General features: G+C 75.5%; 11 protein-coding genes. 10 read left to right on the top strand and 1 reads right to left on the bottom strand.

The annotated features are described in order from the left end of the window. On the bottom strand, positions 1–1,212 hold a 1,212-nt coding region (locus tag ACWEQL_RS05815), incomplete at its 3' end, for a helix-turn-helix domain-containing protein (protein ID WP_452148914.1). 311 nt (positions 1,213–1,523) lie between these two features. Between ACWEQL_RS05815 and ACWEQL_RS05820 the strand changes: the two genes are divergently transcribed. From ACWEQL_RS05820 to ACWEQL_RS05865, 10 genes are all read left to right on the top strand, one after another. Next, positions 1,524–4,718 (top strand): M28 family peptidase, encoded by a 3,195-nt coding sequence (locus ACWEQL_RS05820; RefSeq protein ID WP_452148915.1) that lies wholly within the window; start codon positions 1,524–1,526, stop codon positions 4,716–4,718. A 218-nt stretch (positions 4,719–4,936) separates the two neighbouring features. Beyond that, the gene (locus ACWEQL_RS05825) at positions 4,937–6,910 is read left to right on the top strand and encodes a phage tail sheath family protein (RefSeq protein ID WP_452148916.1); all 1,974 of its coding nucleotides are present in this window, start codon (positions 4,937–4,939) and stop codon (positions 6,908–6,910) included. 13 nt (positions 6,911–6,923) lie between these two features. Then, positions 6,924–7,442, top strand: a complete 519-nt coding sequence (locus ACWEQL_RS05830; RefSeq protein WP_452148917.1) for a phage tail protein — start codon at positions 6,924–6,926, stop codon at positions 7,440–7,442. Next, complete coding sequence (locus ACWEQL_RS05835; protein WP_452148918.1) at positions 7,439–8,368, top strand: hypothetical protein; 930 nt, start codon at positions 7,439–7,441, stop codon at positions 8,366–8,368. Before ACWEQL_RS05830 ends, ACWEQL_RS05835 begins: the two co-directional genes overlap by 4 nt. Then, positions 8,365–9,285: a hypothetical protein gene (locus ACWEQL_RS05840; RefSeq protein ID WP_452148919.1), complete on the top strand. Its 921-nt coding sequence runs from the start codon at positions 8,365–8,367 to the stop codon at positions 9,283–9,285. Before ACWEQL_RS05835 ends, ACWEQL_RS05840 begins: the two co-directional genes overlap by 4 nt. Then, positions 9,282–10,517: a Pvc16 family protein gene (locus tag ACWEQL_RS05845; protein ID WP_452148920.1), complete on the top strand. Its 1,236-nt coding sequence runs from the start codon at positions 9,282–9,284 to the stop codon at positions 10,515–10,517. The genes ACWEQL_RS05840 and ACWEQL_RS05845 overlap by 4 nt, the downstream gene beginning before the upstream one ends. Beyond that, positions 10,514–12,754, top strand: coding sequence for an AAA family ATPase (locus tag ACWEQL_RS05850; protein ID WP_452148921.1), 2,241 nt, complete (start codon positions 10,514–10,516; stop codon positions 12,752–12,754). The genes ACWEQL_RS05845 and ACWEQL_RS05850 overlap by 4 nt, the downstream gene beginning before the upstream one ends. Then, positions 12,745–13,008: a hypothetical protein gene (locus ACWEQL_RS05855; protein WP_452148922.1), complete on the top strand. Its 264-nt coding sequence runs from the start codon at positions 12,745–12,747 to the stop codon at positions 13,006–13,008. The genes ACWEQL_RS05850 and ACWEQL_RS05855 overlap by 10 nt, the downstream gene beginning before the upstream one ends. Beyond that, positions 13,005–16,238: an eCIS core domain-containing protein gene (locus ACWEQL_RS05860; RefSeq protein WP_452148923.1), complete on the top strand. Its 3,234-nt coding sequence runs from the start codon at positions 13,005–13,007 to the stop codon at positions 16,236–16,238. The genes ACWEQL_RS05855 and ACWEQL_RS05860 overlap by 4 nt, the downstream gene beginning before the upstream one ends. Then, a complete protein-coding gene (locus tag ACWEQL_RS05865; RefSeq protein WP_452148924.1) occupies positions 16,239–16,907 on the top strand; it encodes a hypothetical protein in 669 nt (222 codons plus the stop codon). Positions 16,908–16,938 lie beyond the last annotated feature (31 nt).

Genomic DNA, 16,938 nt, shown 5'->3' on the forward strand with positions numbered 1-16,938 from the left:
GTCGCCGCGCGGGGGGGGGTGGTGGGGAAGCGCGGGGGGGGCGGCCGACTCGACGCGTAACTGCATGGAGGCGATGGACAGCCAGGGGGCGTCGGTCTCGTCGCCCTCGCCGATGTGGTCCAGGTGCAGCCGGGCGCGGGCGATGTGACGGACGGTCTCGCGGACGTCGCCGGCCAGGGCGTGCGCGCGGGCCTGGCCGGCCTGGGCCATGGCGCCGGCCCAGTGCCGTCCGGGGGCGACCCGGGCGATCTCCCGGGCGTAGCCGAGGGCGGTGGCGGGGTCGCCGTCCATCCGGGCGAGGGTGCTCATGTCGCTGAGCGCGGCGACCTGGGTACCGCGGTCGCCGGCGAGTTCGGCCCAGGTGAGGGCCCGGTCGAAGCAGGTCATGGCGGTGGCGTTGCGGCCGTGGCGCATCCGCAGTCCGCCGGCCGCGTGGGCGTACTCACCGGCCAGGCGCACCAGCGCGCGGCCGGGGTCGGCGGGGGTGAGGGTGAGCCGGCGGACGATGGCGCGCAGGGTGTGCTCGACGAGCGGGATGCCGGCCTGCGGGTGCTCCTCGCCGGCCCGCAGGTGGACGGCGAGCATCCCGGCGAGCGCGTGCGCGGTGTCCGCGTCCAGGGGTGGCGGGGCGGCGTCGCCGGCGGCGCAGAAGGCGGCGTGCAGGGCGGCGGCCGCGGCGGGCGGCGGGACCTCACAACCGGCGGCGCCGTGCAACGGGCAGAGCAGTCCGTAGTCGGGCAGCCGGGCCGGCAGCAGCAGGGCGAGCGCGGGCGGCGGGACGGCCACCGGCGCGGAGGCGCCGGGCAGCGGCGGCCGGGCGGGGGCCAGTGGTACGGGCGGGGCTCCGGGGCCGCCGTCCTCGGCGGCGCGGCAGGCGGCGAGGAGGTCCCCGCCGGCGGCGAGCAGGGTGTCGAGCCGGTCGGCGAGGCGGACGGTGGCGCGGCGGGTGCCGTGTTCGAGCTTGCTGATGGCGGTGTGGTCGTAGCCGACGGCGGCGGCGAGTTGGGCCTGGGTGAGTCCGGCGCGGCGGCGCCAGTGGCGCAGCCGGGCGCCGAAGCAGCGCCAGGGGTCGCCGCCGCGCGGTGCGGCGGCCGCGGGCCCGACGGGGGTCGTGGCAGGGGTCGCCGCGGTGGCGGGCGGTGCGGCGGTGGCGGCCCGCGGGGCGACGGTCGGTGCCCCGGCGGGCGGTGCGGCGGCGTCGGCGCGGTACACGATCGGCCCCTCCCCCTGGTCGCGGCGGGCGGCGTGGGGTGCCGTCCGCCTGCGAGGACGGTACCGGTCCGGGTGCCGCTTCGTACATGAGGTGGTCTCAACCACTTGGTACCAATGGGCCTTTGACAGAACTTGCCGAAGCCCCTCCGCACTTGTCCAGACCATTGACCGAGCCATGACGACGTGTGAGTGTTCCGGCACCCGAGCGCGGACCTCACCCCCACAGCAGCGGCCGTCCGCAAGACGGCGTGCCGAGAGCGCCACGAGGGCGCCGTCCGCGATCGAGGACCCCCACACCCCGAGGAGCCTCGATGCACCACAGTCCGATCAAACGCCGGCTACTGACGGCCGGGACAACCCTGGCCGTGGTGGCCGGGCTGGTCACCGCGACCGCCGGCACCACGGCGGCCGCGGCCGAGCCGGCCCCCACTCCCCCGCCGAGCGCACTGGCCGCCGCCGTCTCCGCCGCCGACCAGGCCGCCTCCGCGGGCCTCGACGCCCTGGCCAAGGGCCCGGGCGAGGTCTACGAGCGGCGCACCGTCACCCCGTGGGTGGACGGCCTGTTCTCGGTCGCCTACGAGCGCAGCTACCAGGGCCTGCCGGTGGTCGGCGGCGACGCCGTCGTCATCGCCGACGGCCAGGGCCGGATACGCGGCCTGCAGTCGGCGTCCACCGGCCCGGTCGGCGTGCCGACCAAGGCGAGGATCAGCGCCGCCAACGCCGAGAAGACCGCGCGCGCCCAACTCGCCGTCGTGGAGAGCGTGGAGGAGCGCCGCCTGGTCGTCCGGGTCAAGGACGACACCGCGCGGCTCGCCTGGGAGACCGTCGTCACCGGCGCCACCGCCACCGCGCCCAGCCGGCTGCACGTCTTCGTCGACGCCCGCACCGGCGAGGTGATCGACAGCTACGACGACGTCCGCGCGGGCACCGCCAACAGCAAGTGGAACGGCCCCTCGCCCACCATCAGCACCACCAACTCGGGCGGCACCTACTCGCTGCGCGACCCGAACCGGCCGGGCCTGAGCTGCGCCGACTACACCAGCGGCCAGGTGTTCTCCAAGTCCACCGACACCTGGGGCAACGGCAGTTCGACCAGCAAGGAGACCGGCTGCGCCGACGTGATGTTCGCGGCGCAGAAGGAATGGGACATGCTCCGCGAGTGGCTGGGCCGCAACGGCCACAACGGCAACGGCGGCAGCTGGCCGGTCAAGGTCGGCCTCAACGAGGTCAACGCCTACTGGAACGGCTCCTCCGTCTCCATCGGCCGCAACAACGCCAACGAGTGGATCGCCTCGATCGACGTGGTGGGCCACGAGTTCGGCCACGGCATCGACCAGTTCACCCCCGGCGGCGCCAACAACGAGAACGGTCTCGGCGAGGCCACCGGCGACATCTTCGGCGCGCTGACCGAGGCGTACGCCAACCAGAGCGCGCCGTACGACAGCCCGGACTACCTCGTCGGCGAGATGATCAACCTCGTCGGCAACGGTCCGATCCGCAACATGTACAACCCCTCGCAGGTGAGCAACAACCCCAACTGCTACTCGTCCTCGATCCCGAGCACCGAGGTGCACGCGGCGGCGGGCCCGCTGAACCACTGGTTCTACCTGCTCTCCGAGGGCTCCAACCCGGGCGGCGGCAAGCCCACCAGCCCGACCTGCAACAACTCCACCGTCACCGGGGTGGGCATCAAGGACGCCGGCCGGATCTTCTACGGCGGCATGCTGCTCAAGACCAGCGGCATGACCCACAAGAAGTACCGCACCGCCACCCTGACCGCGGCCAAGACCCTGGACCCCGGCTGCAACCTCTTCACCCGCACCAAGGCGGCCTGGGACGCGATCAGCGTGACCGCGCAGCCCGGTGACCCGACCTGTACGCCGTCCGGCGACAACGACTTCTCGCTCGCCGTCGCGCCGTCCAGCGGTTCGGTCCAGGCCGGCGCCTCCACCAGCGCCACGGTCAGCACCGCCGTCACCTCCGGCACCGGCCAGACGGTGAACCTCAGCGCCAGCGGCCAGCCCGGCGGCGCCTCGGTCACCTTCAGCCCGTCCTCGGTGCAGGCCGGCTCCTCGGCGACGATGAACGTCTCCACCTCGTCCTCGACCCCGCAGGGCACCTACACCATCACGGTGACCGGCACCGGCAGCGCCACCCACACCGCGCAGTACACGCTGACGGTCGGCGGCGGCAACCCCGGCGGCAGCGCGCCCGACATCGACGTGGCCAAGGTCCAGGCGCACCTGAGCCAGCTCAACACCATCGCCTCGCAGAACGGGGGCAACCGCCGCACCGGCACCGCCGGCTACACGCAGTCGCTCGCCTACGTGAAGGGCAAGCTGCAGGCGGCCGGGTACACGGTCACCGAGCAGCCCTGCAGCAGCTGCACCTACGGCTCCAACAACCTGATCGCCGACTGGCCGGGCGGCCCCGCCGACCAGGTCACCATGTTCGGCGCCCACCTGGACGGCGTGTCGGCCGGCCCGGGCATCAACGACAACGGCTCCGGCTCCGCCGTGCTGCTGGAGAACGCGCTCGCCCTGGCCCAGCAGAACCCCACCCTGACCCGGCACGTCCGGTTCGCCTGGTGGACCGGCGAGGAGCAGGGCCTGCAGGGCTCCCAGTACTACGTCGGCCAGTTGAGCGCCTCCCAGCGCAGCGCCATCAAGGGCTACTACAACTTCGACATGGTCGGCTCGCCCAACGGCGGCTACTTCATCAACAACATCAACTCCGCCGCCTCGGCGCCGATGAAGGCGTACTGGGACTCGCTGAACGTCCAGCCGGAGGAGAACGTCGAGGGCCAGGGCCGCTCCGACGACTACTCCTTCCAGCAGGCCGGGATCCCGACCTCCGGGTACGCGGCCGGCGCCAGCGCCACCAAGAGCTCCTCCCAGGCCGCCAAGTGGGGCGGCACCGCCGGGCGGGCGTACGACTCCTGCTACCACTCGGCCTGCGACACCGCGAGCAACATCAACGCCACCGTGCTCGACCGCAGCGCCGACGGCGTCGCGTACACGCTGTGGAAGACCTCGGTCGGCGGCACCACCCCGGCCAACGACTTCAGCGTCTCGGTGAACCCGGCGACCGGCAGCACCACCCCGGGCAACTCGCTCACCGCGACCGTGAACACGGCCACCACCTCGGGCTCCGCGCAGACGGTGAACCTGAGCGCCAGCGGCCAGCCGAGCGGCGTCACGGTGAGCTTCAGCCCGTCCTCGGTGCAGTCCGGCTCGTCCTCCACGGTGACCTTCGCGGTCGGCTCCGCCGTCCCGAACGGCACCTACACCGTCACGGTGACCGGCACCGGCAGCGCCACCCACTCCACCAGCTACTCGCTGGTGGTCGGCACCGGCAACCCGGGCGGGACCTGGGCGGCCGGCACCACCTACCAGGCGGGCGACACGGTGACCTACGGCGGCGTCGGCTACCGCTGCATCCAGGGCCACACCGCCCAGGTCGGCTGGGAGCCGCCGAACGTCCCGGCCCTCTGGGGGCGCGTCTGACCCCTGAACCACCCGGCGACGGGTGAACTCCGGACCGGTTCCGGACGCACGACGCGCTGTGCCGCGACCTGTCGAGGGGACGGGTCGCGGCACAGCCGCGTCCGCATACGACCGATCGGGTGAACTCTGGCGATGTGACGCCGATGTGACGCTACGGCAGACGGCGTAGTGACGGCCCCCCGGGAGACTGACGGCGTCCCCCGAGGAGAGGAGCGCTCATGCCCGTCGCACCCACGTTCCCGGGCGTGTACGTCGAGGAGGTGCCCAGTGGGGTGCACCCGATCGCCGGCGTGCCCACCGCGATCGCGGCCTTCGTCGGCTGGTTCCCGCGCGGCCCGATGAACACCGCCGAGGAGGTCCTCTCCTTCGCCGACGTGGAACGCCGGTTCGGCGGACTGCACCGGGAGAGCGACACCTCCTTCGCCCTCCAGCAGTACTTCCTGAACGGCGGCGCCCGGGCCTGGGTGGTCCGGGTCGCCGGGGCCGCGGGGCTCGCCCGCGCCCACGCGGACGTCCCCCTCGCCGGCGGCGGCACCGCCTTCGTCGTCCGGGCCAGGGACGAGGGCGCCTGGGGGAACGCGCTGCGGGTCCAGGTCCTCGGCGGCGCCGCAGCCGACCGCTACGACCTGGTGGTCAGCCTGGTCGGCACCGACGGCGGCCGCCCGGCCGTGCTGCGCCAGGAGGAGTTCCGGGGGCTCACCAGCACCGCCGCCGGCGACCCCAACTTCCTGCCGACCGCGGTCAACGACACCTCCGAGCTGATCGTCGTCGAGCCGCCCGCCAGCGGTTCCTACGGCACCCCGGCCCTCAGCGGACTGGTCTCCACCGAGAGCTTCGCGGCCCCGCCGGACCGCGAAGCCAAGCGCCGGATCAAGATCGGACTGTCCGCCACCTCCGACACCTACCCCGTCACCAGCGCCGAGCTGGAGCTCCCCGGCAAGCTCGGCTCCCTGGAACAGATCGCGGAGACCCTCCAGTCCGGCGTCCGCACCGCGCACGCCGGCGACCCGCGCTGGGCCCAGGCCGTGGTCCGGCTGGTGCCCGACCCGGCCGACGTCACCAAGGGCCGGCTCCAGTTGCTGCCCGGTGTGGCCGACCCGCTGATCTTCAAGGCCACCGACGCCGAGCCCAGCGGCGGTGGGGGCGGTGGGGGCGGCGGCACCGAGCCCACCGTCAAGGAGCTGAGGCTCGACACCCTCACCCCGGCCGCCGGATCCGTCGGGCTGACGGGCGGCGGCGACGGCGCCCGCCCCGGCGCCGCCGACCTCGTCGGCAGCGCGACCGGCACCGGCAGCGGCATGTTCGCCCTGGAGAACACCGACTTCACCCTGCTGTGCCTGCCCAGCCTCGGCAACCAGCGCGCCGGCGACCCCGACCGCTTCGCCGACTCCGCCACCGTGGACGCCCAGTACGCCAACGTCATCGGCAACGCCGTCGCCTACTGCCGGCACAAGCGCGCCCTGCTGCTGGTCGACCCGCCGGACACCCAGGACAGCCCGGCCGAACTGCGGACCTGGCTGCAGGGCCGCAGCTTCGTCCGCGACGAGTTCAGCGCGCTGTACTTCCCCCGGCTCACCATCGCCGACCCGACCTCCAACTACCGGCCCCGCTCGGTCGGCCCGGGCGGCACCATCGCCGGCCTGATGGCCCGCACCGACGCAGCCCGGGGCGTGTGGAAGGCCCCCGCCGGCACCGAGGCCAAGCTCCTCGGGGTGCAGCGGATCGACCACGACCTCACCGACCCCGAGAACGGCGTACTCAACCCGATCGCGGTCAACTGCCTGCGGACCTTCCCCGCCTACGGCCAGGTCTCCTGGGGGGCCCGCACCCTGGCCGGCTCGGACGCCTCGCCGTCCGACTACAAGTACGTGCCGGTGCGACGGCTGGCCAACTTCCTGGAGTCCAGCCTGCTGATCGGCCTCAAGTGGGCCGTCTTCGAGCCCAACGACGAGCCGCTCTGGTCCCAGATCCGGCTGAACATCGGCTCGTTCATGCACGGCCTGTTCCGGCAGGGGGCGTTCGCCGGACTCACCCCCAAGGAGGCCTACCTGGTCCGCTGCGACGCCACCACCACCACACCCACCGACCAGGGGCTGGGCGTGGTGAACGTCCTGGTGGGCTTCGCACCGCTGCGGCCCGCCGAGTTCGTGATCCTGCGGGTCCAGCAGCTCGCCGGCCAGACGCAGAGTTGAGGGGAGCCCGTCCATGGCACAGTTCGCGGTCAACACCAACCGGTTCGACCCGTACAAGAACTTCAAGTTCCGGGTGAAGTGGGACGGCCGCCACGTCGCGGGCGTCAGCAAGGTCAGCAGCCTCAAACGGACCACCGAGGTGGTGGAGTTCCGCGAGGGCGGCGACCCGTCCAGCGCACGCCGCTCCCCGGGGCGCACCAAGTACGAGGCGATCACCCTGGAGCGCGGGGTCACCCACGACCTGGAGTTCGAGGCCTGGGCCTCCAAGGTGTGGCAGCACGGCGCCGCCCTCGGCGCCGAGGTCAGCCTCGCGGACTTCCGCAAGGACATCGTCATCGAGCTGTACAACGAGGCCGGCCAACTCGTCATCGCCTACAACGTGTTCCGCTGCTGGGTCAGCGAGTACCAGGCGCTGCCCGACCTCGACGCCAACGCCAACGCGGTGGCCCTCGCCCACCTCAAGCTGGAGAACGAGGGCTGGGAACGCGACCCGGCGGTGGTCGAGCCCAAGGAGGTCACCTTCACACCGTGATCGCCGGCATCTCTGGGACCACCATCGCCCCGGGCCTGCGGGTGCCCCTGCGGCACGGCCTGGCGGCGCGTCCCGCGAAGACCGCAACCATCCGGGTGCTCACCGGCGCCGACGAGGCCGCGCTCGGCGCCGCCCTCGCCGGCGGACCGGCCGGGGAGCACTGGGTCACCCGGGTGCTCGCCACCGTGGTCGAGGACCTCGGGGGCAGCCGCCCGGAGCCCGCCGAGCTGCGGGCGCTGAGCGTCGGCGACCGCAACGCGCTGCTGCTCGGGGCCGTGGCGGGCACCTACGGCGCGCTGGTGGAGTGGGTGCTGGACTGCCCGTCCTGCGGGGAACGGCTGGACGCCGGGGTGGACCTGGCGGAGTTGGTCGCAGACGCGGGGGCCGGGGAGGGGGCCGCTCTCGGGGCCGCCGCCCCGGTGGCGGGCTTCCGGCTGCCGAACGGCGCCGACCTGGAGGCGGTCGCCGAGCTCTCGCCCCCGGGCGCGGCCGGGTGGGCCCCTCAGCCCGGCGGCGAGACCGGGGTCGACACCGAGACCGCTGCGGCCACCGACGCCGATCCCGCTGACGCCACCACCACCGCCGATCCCGCCGAGTGGGCCCGCCGGCTGCTGCTCGACCGGTGCGTCACCGCCTGGCGGGAGCTCGACGAGGGCACGCTCGCCGCCATCGAGAGCGCCATGGCCGCCGCCGACCCGCTCGCCGACATCGAGCTGCTGCTCGGCTGCGCGGCCTGCGGCACCGCCGTCCCCGCCGTGCTGGACCCGGCCGCCGAGCTCGCCGCCCGGCTGTCCCCGTACCGGCTGCTGATGGCCGACGTCCACGCCCTGGCCCTCGCCTACGGCTGGACGGAGCCCGAGGTGCTCGCGCTCCCGGCGCCCCGACGGGCCGGCTACCTCACCCTGGTCGCGGACGGTGAACTGTGACCGCCCCGGGGGGAGGCGCCGCCACCGGCCACCTGCGCCGCCTGGCCGTACGGGCCCGGGTCGCGGCGGGCGCCGAGCACACCGCCCGTGGCACGGCCGCGCCCGCGCCACGCCGTTCACCCGAGCACGGGCTCGCCTGGTTCGCCGCCCGGGCCTCCGCCGTCCGAACACCGTCGGACGCCGGGCCGCCGTCGCCCGAGGCACCGTGGTGGCCCGCTCCCGGCACCATCGACCGCCCCGAGCCCGCCGCGCACCGCCACCCTCCGGCCGGCCGGTCGTCCGGCACCCCGGCGCCGGTCGGGGACGCCGCACCCCCGGCGGTCCGGCTCACCCCGCCCCGGCGGGCCACCGCGCCCGCCGTCCGTCCGGGCCCCGACCCCCGGCCCACCGAGGCGACCGGGCCGACCGGGGGCCCCCGCCCGTCCACCGTGTCACCCGACCCGGCGGCGGATCCGTCCGGCCCGCCCCGGCCACTCACTACACCCGCCGCCTCCGCCACCGGCCCCCGCCGTCCGGCCTCCGGCCCCGCGCCGGCCCCCGCCGCCCGCGCGGACGCCGCACCCGCGGGCCGTCCGGAGCCCGCCGGGCGGACGGTGCTGGTGCCCTCGCCGGTGCCGGTCGTCCCGCCGCGCGTGGAGGCGGAGGCGCCCGCCGTACCCGCCGTGGTCCTGCGCCCCTCACCCGCCGACCGGGTACCGGCCCCGGTCCCCGCCACGGGCCGGGCGGGCCGCCGCGAGCGGGCCGCCGAACCGGCCGTACCCGCACCGGTGGTGGTCCGGATCGGCCGGGTGGAGCTGGTCGTCCGACAGCCCGCGCCGACCGCCGCCCCGGTGGCTGCCTCCGCCGCCCCGGCCGCCGGTCACCCCGACCTGCTCGCCGCGCACCGCCGCCACGACCACGGGGGGTGGCCGGTTTGAGCAACGCGCTCGCGGTGCCCACCGTCACCGCCGCCCTGGTCACCCTGATCCAGGCCCGGCTGGACGCCGGGCACGTCAACCCCCGGGTGCTGGTCGCGCCCGGCCCCCTGGACGACGACGGCGTCACCCCCCGGGTCGGCGTGCACCTCTACCGGATCAGCCGCAACGCCGCGCTGTTCACCGAGGACCTGCCCACCCGGGCCTCCTCCGGCGAGATGCGCAGCACCCCCCGGGTGGCGCTCGACCTGCACTACCTGTTCACCTTCCGGGGCTACAACGCCTACCAGTCCGAGCAGATGCTCGCGCTGTGCGCGGCCGCCCTGCACGCGGTGCCGGAGCTCGGCCCCGAGCTGATCGAGGCCGCCGTGGCCGCCCATCCGGACATCCACGAGACCGACCTGGCGCAGGCCCGGGAGCGGGTCAGACTCACCCCGGAGTCGCTGAGCCTGGACGACGTCAACCGGCTCTGGGCGCTCTACCCGCCGGGCTCCTTCACGGTCACCCTGGCGCTCACCGCCGGCCCGGTGATCGTCGAGGCCCCCGAGGTCCCCGGCACGGTGCTGCCGGTGCGCCGGGTCGGGCTGGGTGTGCGCACCCTGTCCGCGCCGCGGCTGGACGCGGCCGCCGGGCCGGACGGGCCGGGCGCGCCGATCCGTTCGGCCACGCCGATGCCGGAGCTGCGGCTGTTCGGCGCGGGCCTCGCCCCGCAGCCCGGCGAGACGCTGCGGGTGCTGGTGGACGGGGGCGAGGTCCCGGCCACGGTGGTGGACGCCGGGCAGCTCACCGTCCCGCTGGCCGGTGTCCGGCCGGGGACGCACTCCGTCCGGGTGCTGCGGCTGATCCCGCCGCCCGACCCGACGCTCTCCTCGACCAGCCCGGCGGCGACCAGCAACGCCGTCCCCTTCACCGTGCTGCCCACGCTGACGGCCGTCTCCGCCACCCCGGCCGCCGGCCCGGACGACTACACGGGCACCCTCGCGGTCCAGGTGCTGCCGGCGGTCGCCGCGCCGCAGCGGGTCCGGGTGCTGCTCGACCGGGTCGGCCCGGACGCCACGGTGGCGCTGGCGGTGGCCGTGCCGCTGCCGTCCCCGACCCCGCAGACCGCGCTCACCACGGAGCTGACGCACACCCCGCGGGGCCGCTACCGGGTCACCCTGGAGATCGACGGCACCCGCAGCATTCCGCCGGTGGACGCCCACGGACGCTTCCAGCCGCAGGAGGTGACGCTGTGACGACCACCGCCGACGACGCCCGCCCGACCGGGCCCGGCCCCACCCCTCCGACCGACCCGCAGGCCGACCCGCACGCCGACGAACGCGCCGAGGAGCGTGCCGCGCTCTGGGCCCGCGACAACCAGCGCTACCTCGTGCTGCACGCCGAGGCGGTCGCCGCCCGCCTGGACGGCCGCCCCGGTGACGCGGCCCGGCCGGAGCGGGCGGCCGCGCAGCTCGCCGAGGAGGTCGTGGCGGCCGCCGGGGCGCCGGTCGCGCCGACCCGGATCGCCCAGCTGTTCGGGCTGACCCGGTTCGAGCAGGACATCCTGGTGGCCGCCGCCGCCCCGGAGCTCGGGCTGCCCCGCGCCGCCGGCACGGTAACCTTCGCCCGGGCGCTCGCCGCCCTGCCGGACGCCCACTGGAGCGCGCTGCTGCCCGACGCGCCGCTACGGCACTGGCGGCTGGCCGACCTGCCGGGAGAGCTCCCGGCAGCCCGCTACGGCGGCCTGCCGCAGCTGCCGCTGTCCCTGGACGAGCGGGTCCTGCACGCCCTGGTCGGGGCCGTCACCCTGGACGAACGGCTGCGCGGGCGGGCCCGGCTCGCCGAGCCGGTCTGCGCCCTGTCCCCGCGCCAGCGCGAGGTGGCCGGACGGCTGGCCGCCCTGGCGGCCCCGTCGACGGGCGGGCGGCCGGGCGGCCGTCCGCTGGTGCTGACCGGGGAGGACCGGCTGACCCGCCGGCAGGCCGTGTTGGCGGCCGCCTCCTCGCTGGGGCTGACCACCCTGCTGGCCGACGCCTGGGAGGTGCCGCCGGACGCGCCCACCGCCGACCTCTACGGCCGGATCCTCGCCCGCGAGGCGGCGCTCGGTGGCCGCCTGCTGCTGGTCGAGGCCGGTCCTCCCGGCACCGGCCCGTCCGGGGCGCTCTCCCCGGCCGCCTCGGTCTCCGCCGCACTGGCCGACGCCGCCGGCGAGCCGCCGCCGGGTGCGGTGCGGCTGGCGGCGGACGCCGCCGGGTACGGCGTGCCGGTGGTGCTCTCGCTGCCCGAGCCTCCCGGCACCGGCTCCGGCACGACATCGGCGTCCACCGCCATGGCCGCCACCGCCGCGGCCGCCGCCGCGATGCCCGTGCTCCGGCTGCCCCCGGCGGGCCCGGAGGAACGGCGGGCGCTGTTCGCGCGGGCCCTGGCCGACGCCGGGCTGCCCGCCCCGGCGGGTCTCACCGAGCTGGCCGACCGCCATCCGCTCACCGCGGCCACCATCGCGCTGGGCGTGGAGCGGGCCGCCCGGCTCACCCCCGGCACCGGCACCCCCGGCACCGGCACCCTCGGCACCGGCACCCCCAGCAGCACCATTCACGGCGGCACCACCACCCACGGCTCCACCGCGGCGGCCCCCACCGTCGAGGACCTCGCCGCCGCCTGCCGCACCCTCACCGACCGGCCCCTGCACGGCCTCGCCCAGCTGCGCCGCCCCGCCACCGGCCTGGCCTCGATGGTGCTCGCCGAGCCCGCCGAGCGCGCGCTGCGCGCCCTGCTGGCGCAGGTCCGCCAGCGCCACCGGGTGCACGAGGAGTGGGGCCACCCGGGCGGGGCGGGCGGGCGCGGGCTCGCGGTGACCGCGCTGTTCAGCGGGCCGAGCGGCACCGGCAAGACCACCGCCGCCGAGGCGCTGGCCGGCGAGCTCGGCCGGGACGTGCTCCGGGCCGACCTGGGCCAGCTGGTCAGCAAGTACATCGGCGAGACCGAGAAGAACCTCGCCCGGCTCTTCGACGCCGCCGAGGCGGGCGCGGTGCTGGTCTTCGACGAGGGCGACTCGCTGTTCGGCCGGCGCACCACCGTCCGCGACAGCCGGGACCGCTACGCCAACCTGGAGGTCAGCTTCCTGCTCCAGCGGCTGGAGTCCTTCGCCGGCATCTGCGTGGTGACGACCAACGCCAAGGAGGCGCTGGACTCGGCCTTCCTGCGCCGGATGCGCTTCGTGGTCAACTTCCCCTTCCCGGACGCCGAGCAGCGGGCGGGCCTGTGGCGGCGGGCCTTCCCGCCCGGCGTCCCGGTGGACGGGCTGGATCCGGTACGGCTGGCGCAGCTGGCCGTCACCGGCGGCAGCATCGCCCAACTCGCCCTGCACGCGGCCTTCCTGGCCGCCGACGCCGGGGAGCCGGTGCGGATGGCGCACGTCCGGGAGGCCGTGCGGATCGAGTGCGAGAAGCTGGAGCGGCCGCTGTCGCCGCACGAGCTGCGGGGGTGGGAGTGAACGCGCCGGTCGAGGTGGAGATCGATCAGCTGGTGCTCGACGGGGTCCGGGAGCCGGACGTGCCGGCGGTGCTGGCGGCCTTCCGGCGGCACCTGGCGGTGCTGCTGGCCGATCCGGCCACCCCCCGCACCCCGGTGACCGGGGAGTGGGCGGAGGGCCTGGACGGCCGGGAGCCGGTGGCGGGCGGGCCGCCGCCCGGTGAGCGCCTGGGCCGGGAGCTGGCGGCGGCGGTGGCCCGGGCGGTGCGGCGATGAGCGGCACCGAGCGCGGGGGCGGCGCGGGCACGGCCCGTACGCCCGCCTCGTACGCCGCGGCCGGACTGGCCGGCCGGGGGCGGCCACTGGAGGCGGGGGTCCGCGACCAGCTGTCCGCCCGCTTCGGTCACGACTTCGGGCCGGTCCGGGTGCACACCGGCCCGGAGGCGGACGCGGCCACCCGCGCGCTGGACGCGAAGGCGTACGCGGTCGGCCACGACGTGGTGTTCTCACAGGGGTCCTACGACCCGCTGACCGCCTCGGGCCGCTCGCTGATCGCCCACGAGCTGGCGCACGTCGCCCAGCACGGCGGCCGGGCGCACGCGCCCAACTTCCTCACCCGGGGCGGCCGGGGCGCCGACGGCACCCATGGCGTCCGGGGCCCGCTGCCGGCCGCCTCGGCGGCCCTGGAGCGGCAGGCCGACCTGGCCGCCGCGCTGTCCGGCGGGCCGCTGCCGGCCGGCTGGGCGTGGCAGCGGGCCACCGAGCCCTTCCTCGGCCGGGCCGAGACGACCTGGCAGCCGTTCGACATCGAGTACGCCGGCGGTCCGGTCACCGTGGAGAAGGTCCGGCAGCTGCCGGAGGACCCGTCGGTGGTCCTGGTGGAGCTGGGCGAGTTCGTGCTGCCGCGGGAGAAGGGGCCGTGGCTGAAGGAGTACGAGGCGCTCGCGAGGCTGAACGCCAAGGGCGGCGGCGCGCTCCAGGCGGTGACCGACGTCGGCGGCAAGCGGATCAGGACCGAGCTCTGGCAGAAGCGGGCGCCCTCCGACGAGCTGCGGCAACTGTGGCTGCAGCGGGTCAAGTGGCCCGCCGAGATGGCGGGGAAGTGGTGGCACGAGGCAGGCGGCAAGGCGCAGCCCCCGGGCGAGTTCAAGCCGTACTCGACGGGCGACCGCACCGAGATCGACCACGTGCTGGAGCTCCAGCTCGGCGGCACCAACGTGCCGGACAACCTCGCCCCGCACGACTCCAAGGAGAACCGGGCGAGCGGGCTGCTGATCTGGCAGAACGTCCGCGCCGCGGCCGACCGGGTGGTCAAGGCCCTCGACGAGCAGCACCCCGAGGTGGATGTCAGGAGCCTGACCCTGCGTTTCTCCCGGGTGCGCCAGACCGGCGCCTATCCGGTGGCCGAGCCCACCCCGCTGCCGCAGGACCCGGACGGGCGGGCGGCCGTGATCAAGAAGCGGCAGGCCGAGACGAAGACCTCGGTGCAGGTGCACCTGAACGCGATGGCCGACCTGGCGGCGGGCGCCCGGCCGTCCCCGGCGGACCTGGCCGAGCGGGAGAAGGGCCTGGGGCAGCGGGTCGACTACCCGATCCGGGCCGGCGCGGCCACGTTCACCCTGCGGGTGCGGCCGGACATCAGGGGCCGGGACCCGATCGAGGGGGACGAGCTCAACCACCCGGCGCGCGAGTTGATCCCGGCGATGGCCCTCAGGTCGCTCAGGCGCACCGCGAACCGGCAGGGCGACGAGGTCGCCGGAAGCTTCACCGGCACCCGCTCGGGCACCCGTACGCCGCTGGCGGTCAGCGGCTCCGGCGACGTGGTGCTGAACGTGGTCGACCCGGGGCCGAAGGCGCGGCTGAGGTTCGCCCAGCGGTCGAGGCAGCTGCAGTTCACCTATCCGTACCTGAGCCCGGGCTTCCTCGACCTGGAGATGGGCGAGCAGGGCCTGGTCGGCAAGGGCCGGATCAGCCCCACCGTCCCGCTGCTGAGCAGGGTGCCGATCGAGGTGACGCTCGACCAGGACGGCCTGCGGGCCGCGGTGACCCCGGACCGCAAGGCGCTGTCGCTGCCGCCGTTCACGGTGACCGAGGCCTCACTGGGGATCTCGCTGAACCCCGACCTCAAGGCCTCCGGCCGGCTGGGCTTCGAGCTGGGCCGGATCGTCACCGGCACCCTGGACGCCGGCGCGGACACCTCCGGGCTGTTCGCCACCGGCACGCTGAACGCCGTGGTGCCCGGCCTGGAGCGGGCGCAGGCCGATGTGAGCTACCGCCCGGGCACCGGGCTGAGCGGCCGGCTGGACCTCACGGCCACCCCCAGGGCCGGGCTGGTGCAGGGCGGTTCGGTGGTGGTGGCGTTCACCGGCAGCCGGTGGGACGCCAGCGGCACGGTCGACCTGCTGGTCCTGGGGAACGCGATCGCGCTCACCGTGGAGCGCCGGGAGAACCGGCTGCGGTACGCCGGCGAGGGCCGGGTGACGGTGCCCGGCCTGCGCCCGGTGGATCTCCGACTCGCCTACGACGGCGAACGGGTGACCGGCTCGGGGCAGACCACCTTCACGATCCTCGGGCTGAACGGCGACATGACGCTCGCCTACCGCGACGGGCGTTTCACCGGCGAGGGAACGATCGCGCTCAAGCGCGACCGGATCGCCGGGCAGCTCACCGCGGTACTCGACGAGCAGGGCCGGATCTCCGGCAGGGGCCAGGCCCAGGTGGAGATCCGGCCCGGCCTGGTCGGCACGGTGGGGGTGGTCCTCTCCCCGGAGCGGCGGCTGCGGGTCGAGGGTGAGCTGAGGTTCCCGCCGTACGTGTTCCTGAAGCCGAGCTCCGGCCGGTACCCGATCTTCGACATCCCCTTCCCGGAGATCCCGATCTTCGCCGTGCCGCTCGGCCCGACCTCGGTCGGCCTGGTGGCGCAGCTCAGCGCCGCGGCGGCGTTCCGGTACGGCTTCGGGCCGGGCACCCTGCACGACCTGGTGATCTCCGCGGGCTTCGACCCGCTGGAGGCGGACACCGATCTGAAGGTCGCGGCCCGGGCCCGGCTCTCCCTGCCTGCGGAGGCGGGCCTGGAGCTGAGCCTGCGGGCGGCGGCCGGGCTCTCCGTCGGGGTGGGCAGCGTCACCGCCGGGATCCGGGTGACCGGCGGGGTGCTGCTGCGTGGCGGCCTCGACGCGCAGGCGGCGCTGGTCTACGAGAAGCGGGTGCTCTCCTTCGACGCCAACGCGGAGATCAAGGTGCAGCCGGTGCTGACGCTGGCGATCGCGGCGGACATCGTGGCCGCCGCGAGACTGATCGGCGAGAAGAGGTGGGAGTACGCGCTCGCCTCCTACGCGTACTCCACCGGCCTGGAGTTCGGGCTGAGCGCGCCCTTCCACTACCGCTCCGACCAGGAGCTGCGGCCGCCGGAGGCCAAGGACATCAAGTGGATCACCCCGCAGATCGACGTCCTGGCGCTGGCCGACCGGATCACCGACCGCGTGCGCACCGGATTGGGGCTGTAGATGAGTGAGTTCCCGGGCCGTCCGAAGGTCGCCAAGGGCGCGTTGCTGGCCTACGGGCCGCTCTCGCCGGTGCCGGTCCAGTTGATCGTCTTCCCGTTGAACCCGGAGAGCCTGGCCCGGCGCTTCGAGCTGGGGCAGGCCGCCGGCGCCAAGCCCGCGCCCGGCGCGGCCGAGCCGGCCACCCCGGCGACGGTGCCGGTGGAGTCGCTGACGGTGTCGCTGGCGCTGGACGCCGCCGACCGGTTGGAGCACCCGGCGGCCAACCCGGTCACGGTGGTGAGCGGGCTGCTGCCGGTGATCGCGGCGATCGAGCAGCTGGTCCTCCCGTCCACGCTGCTGGTCAAGCAGTCGCAGGGGCTGGCCCAGGTGGGCCTGGCGACCATCACCCCGCCCAGCCTGCCCTGGACGGTACTGGTGTGGGGGGCGGGCCGGGTACTGCCGGTGAAGGTCAGCGGCCTGTCGATCACCGAGCAGGCCTTCGACACCCGGCTCAACCCGATCAGCGCCCGCGCCGAGCTCCAACTGACCACCCTGGGGCGGGACGAGCTCATGGCCGCCCCGGCCCACATCCGCGCGCTGGTGGAGGTGCACGCGGCCGCCCGGGAGGTGTTCGCGGCGGTCAACACCGCGCAGTCCGCGGCGCAGGACCCCTCCGTGCTGCCGATCTGACCGCCCGTCCGACCGCCCGTCGGCCCCGGCC

It is taken from the genome of Kitasatospora sp. NPDC004240 (assembly GCF_053603215.1).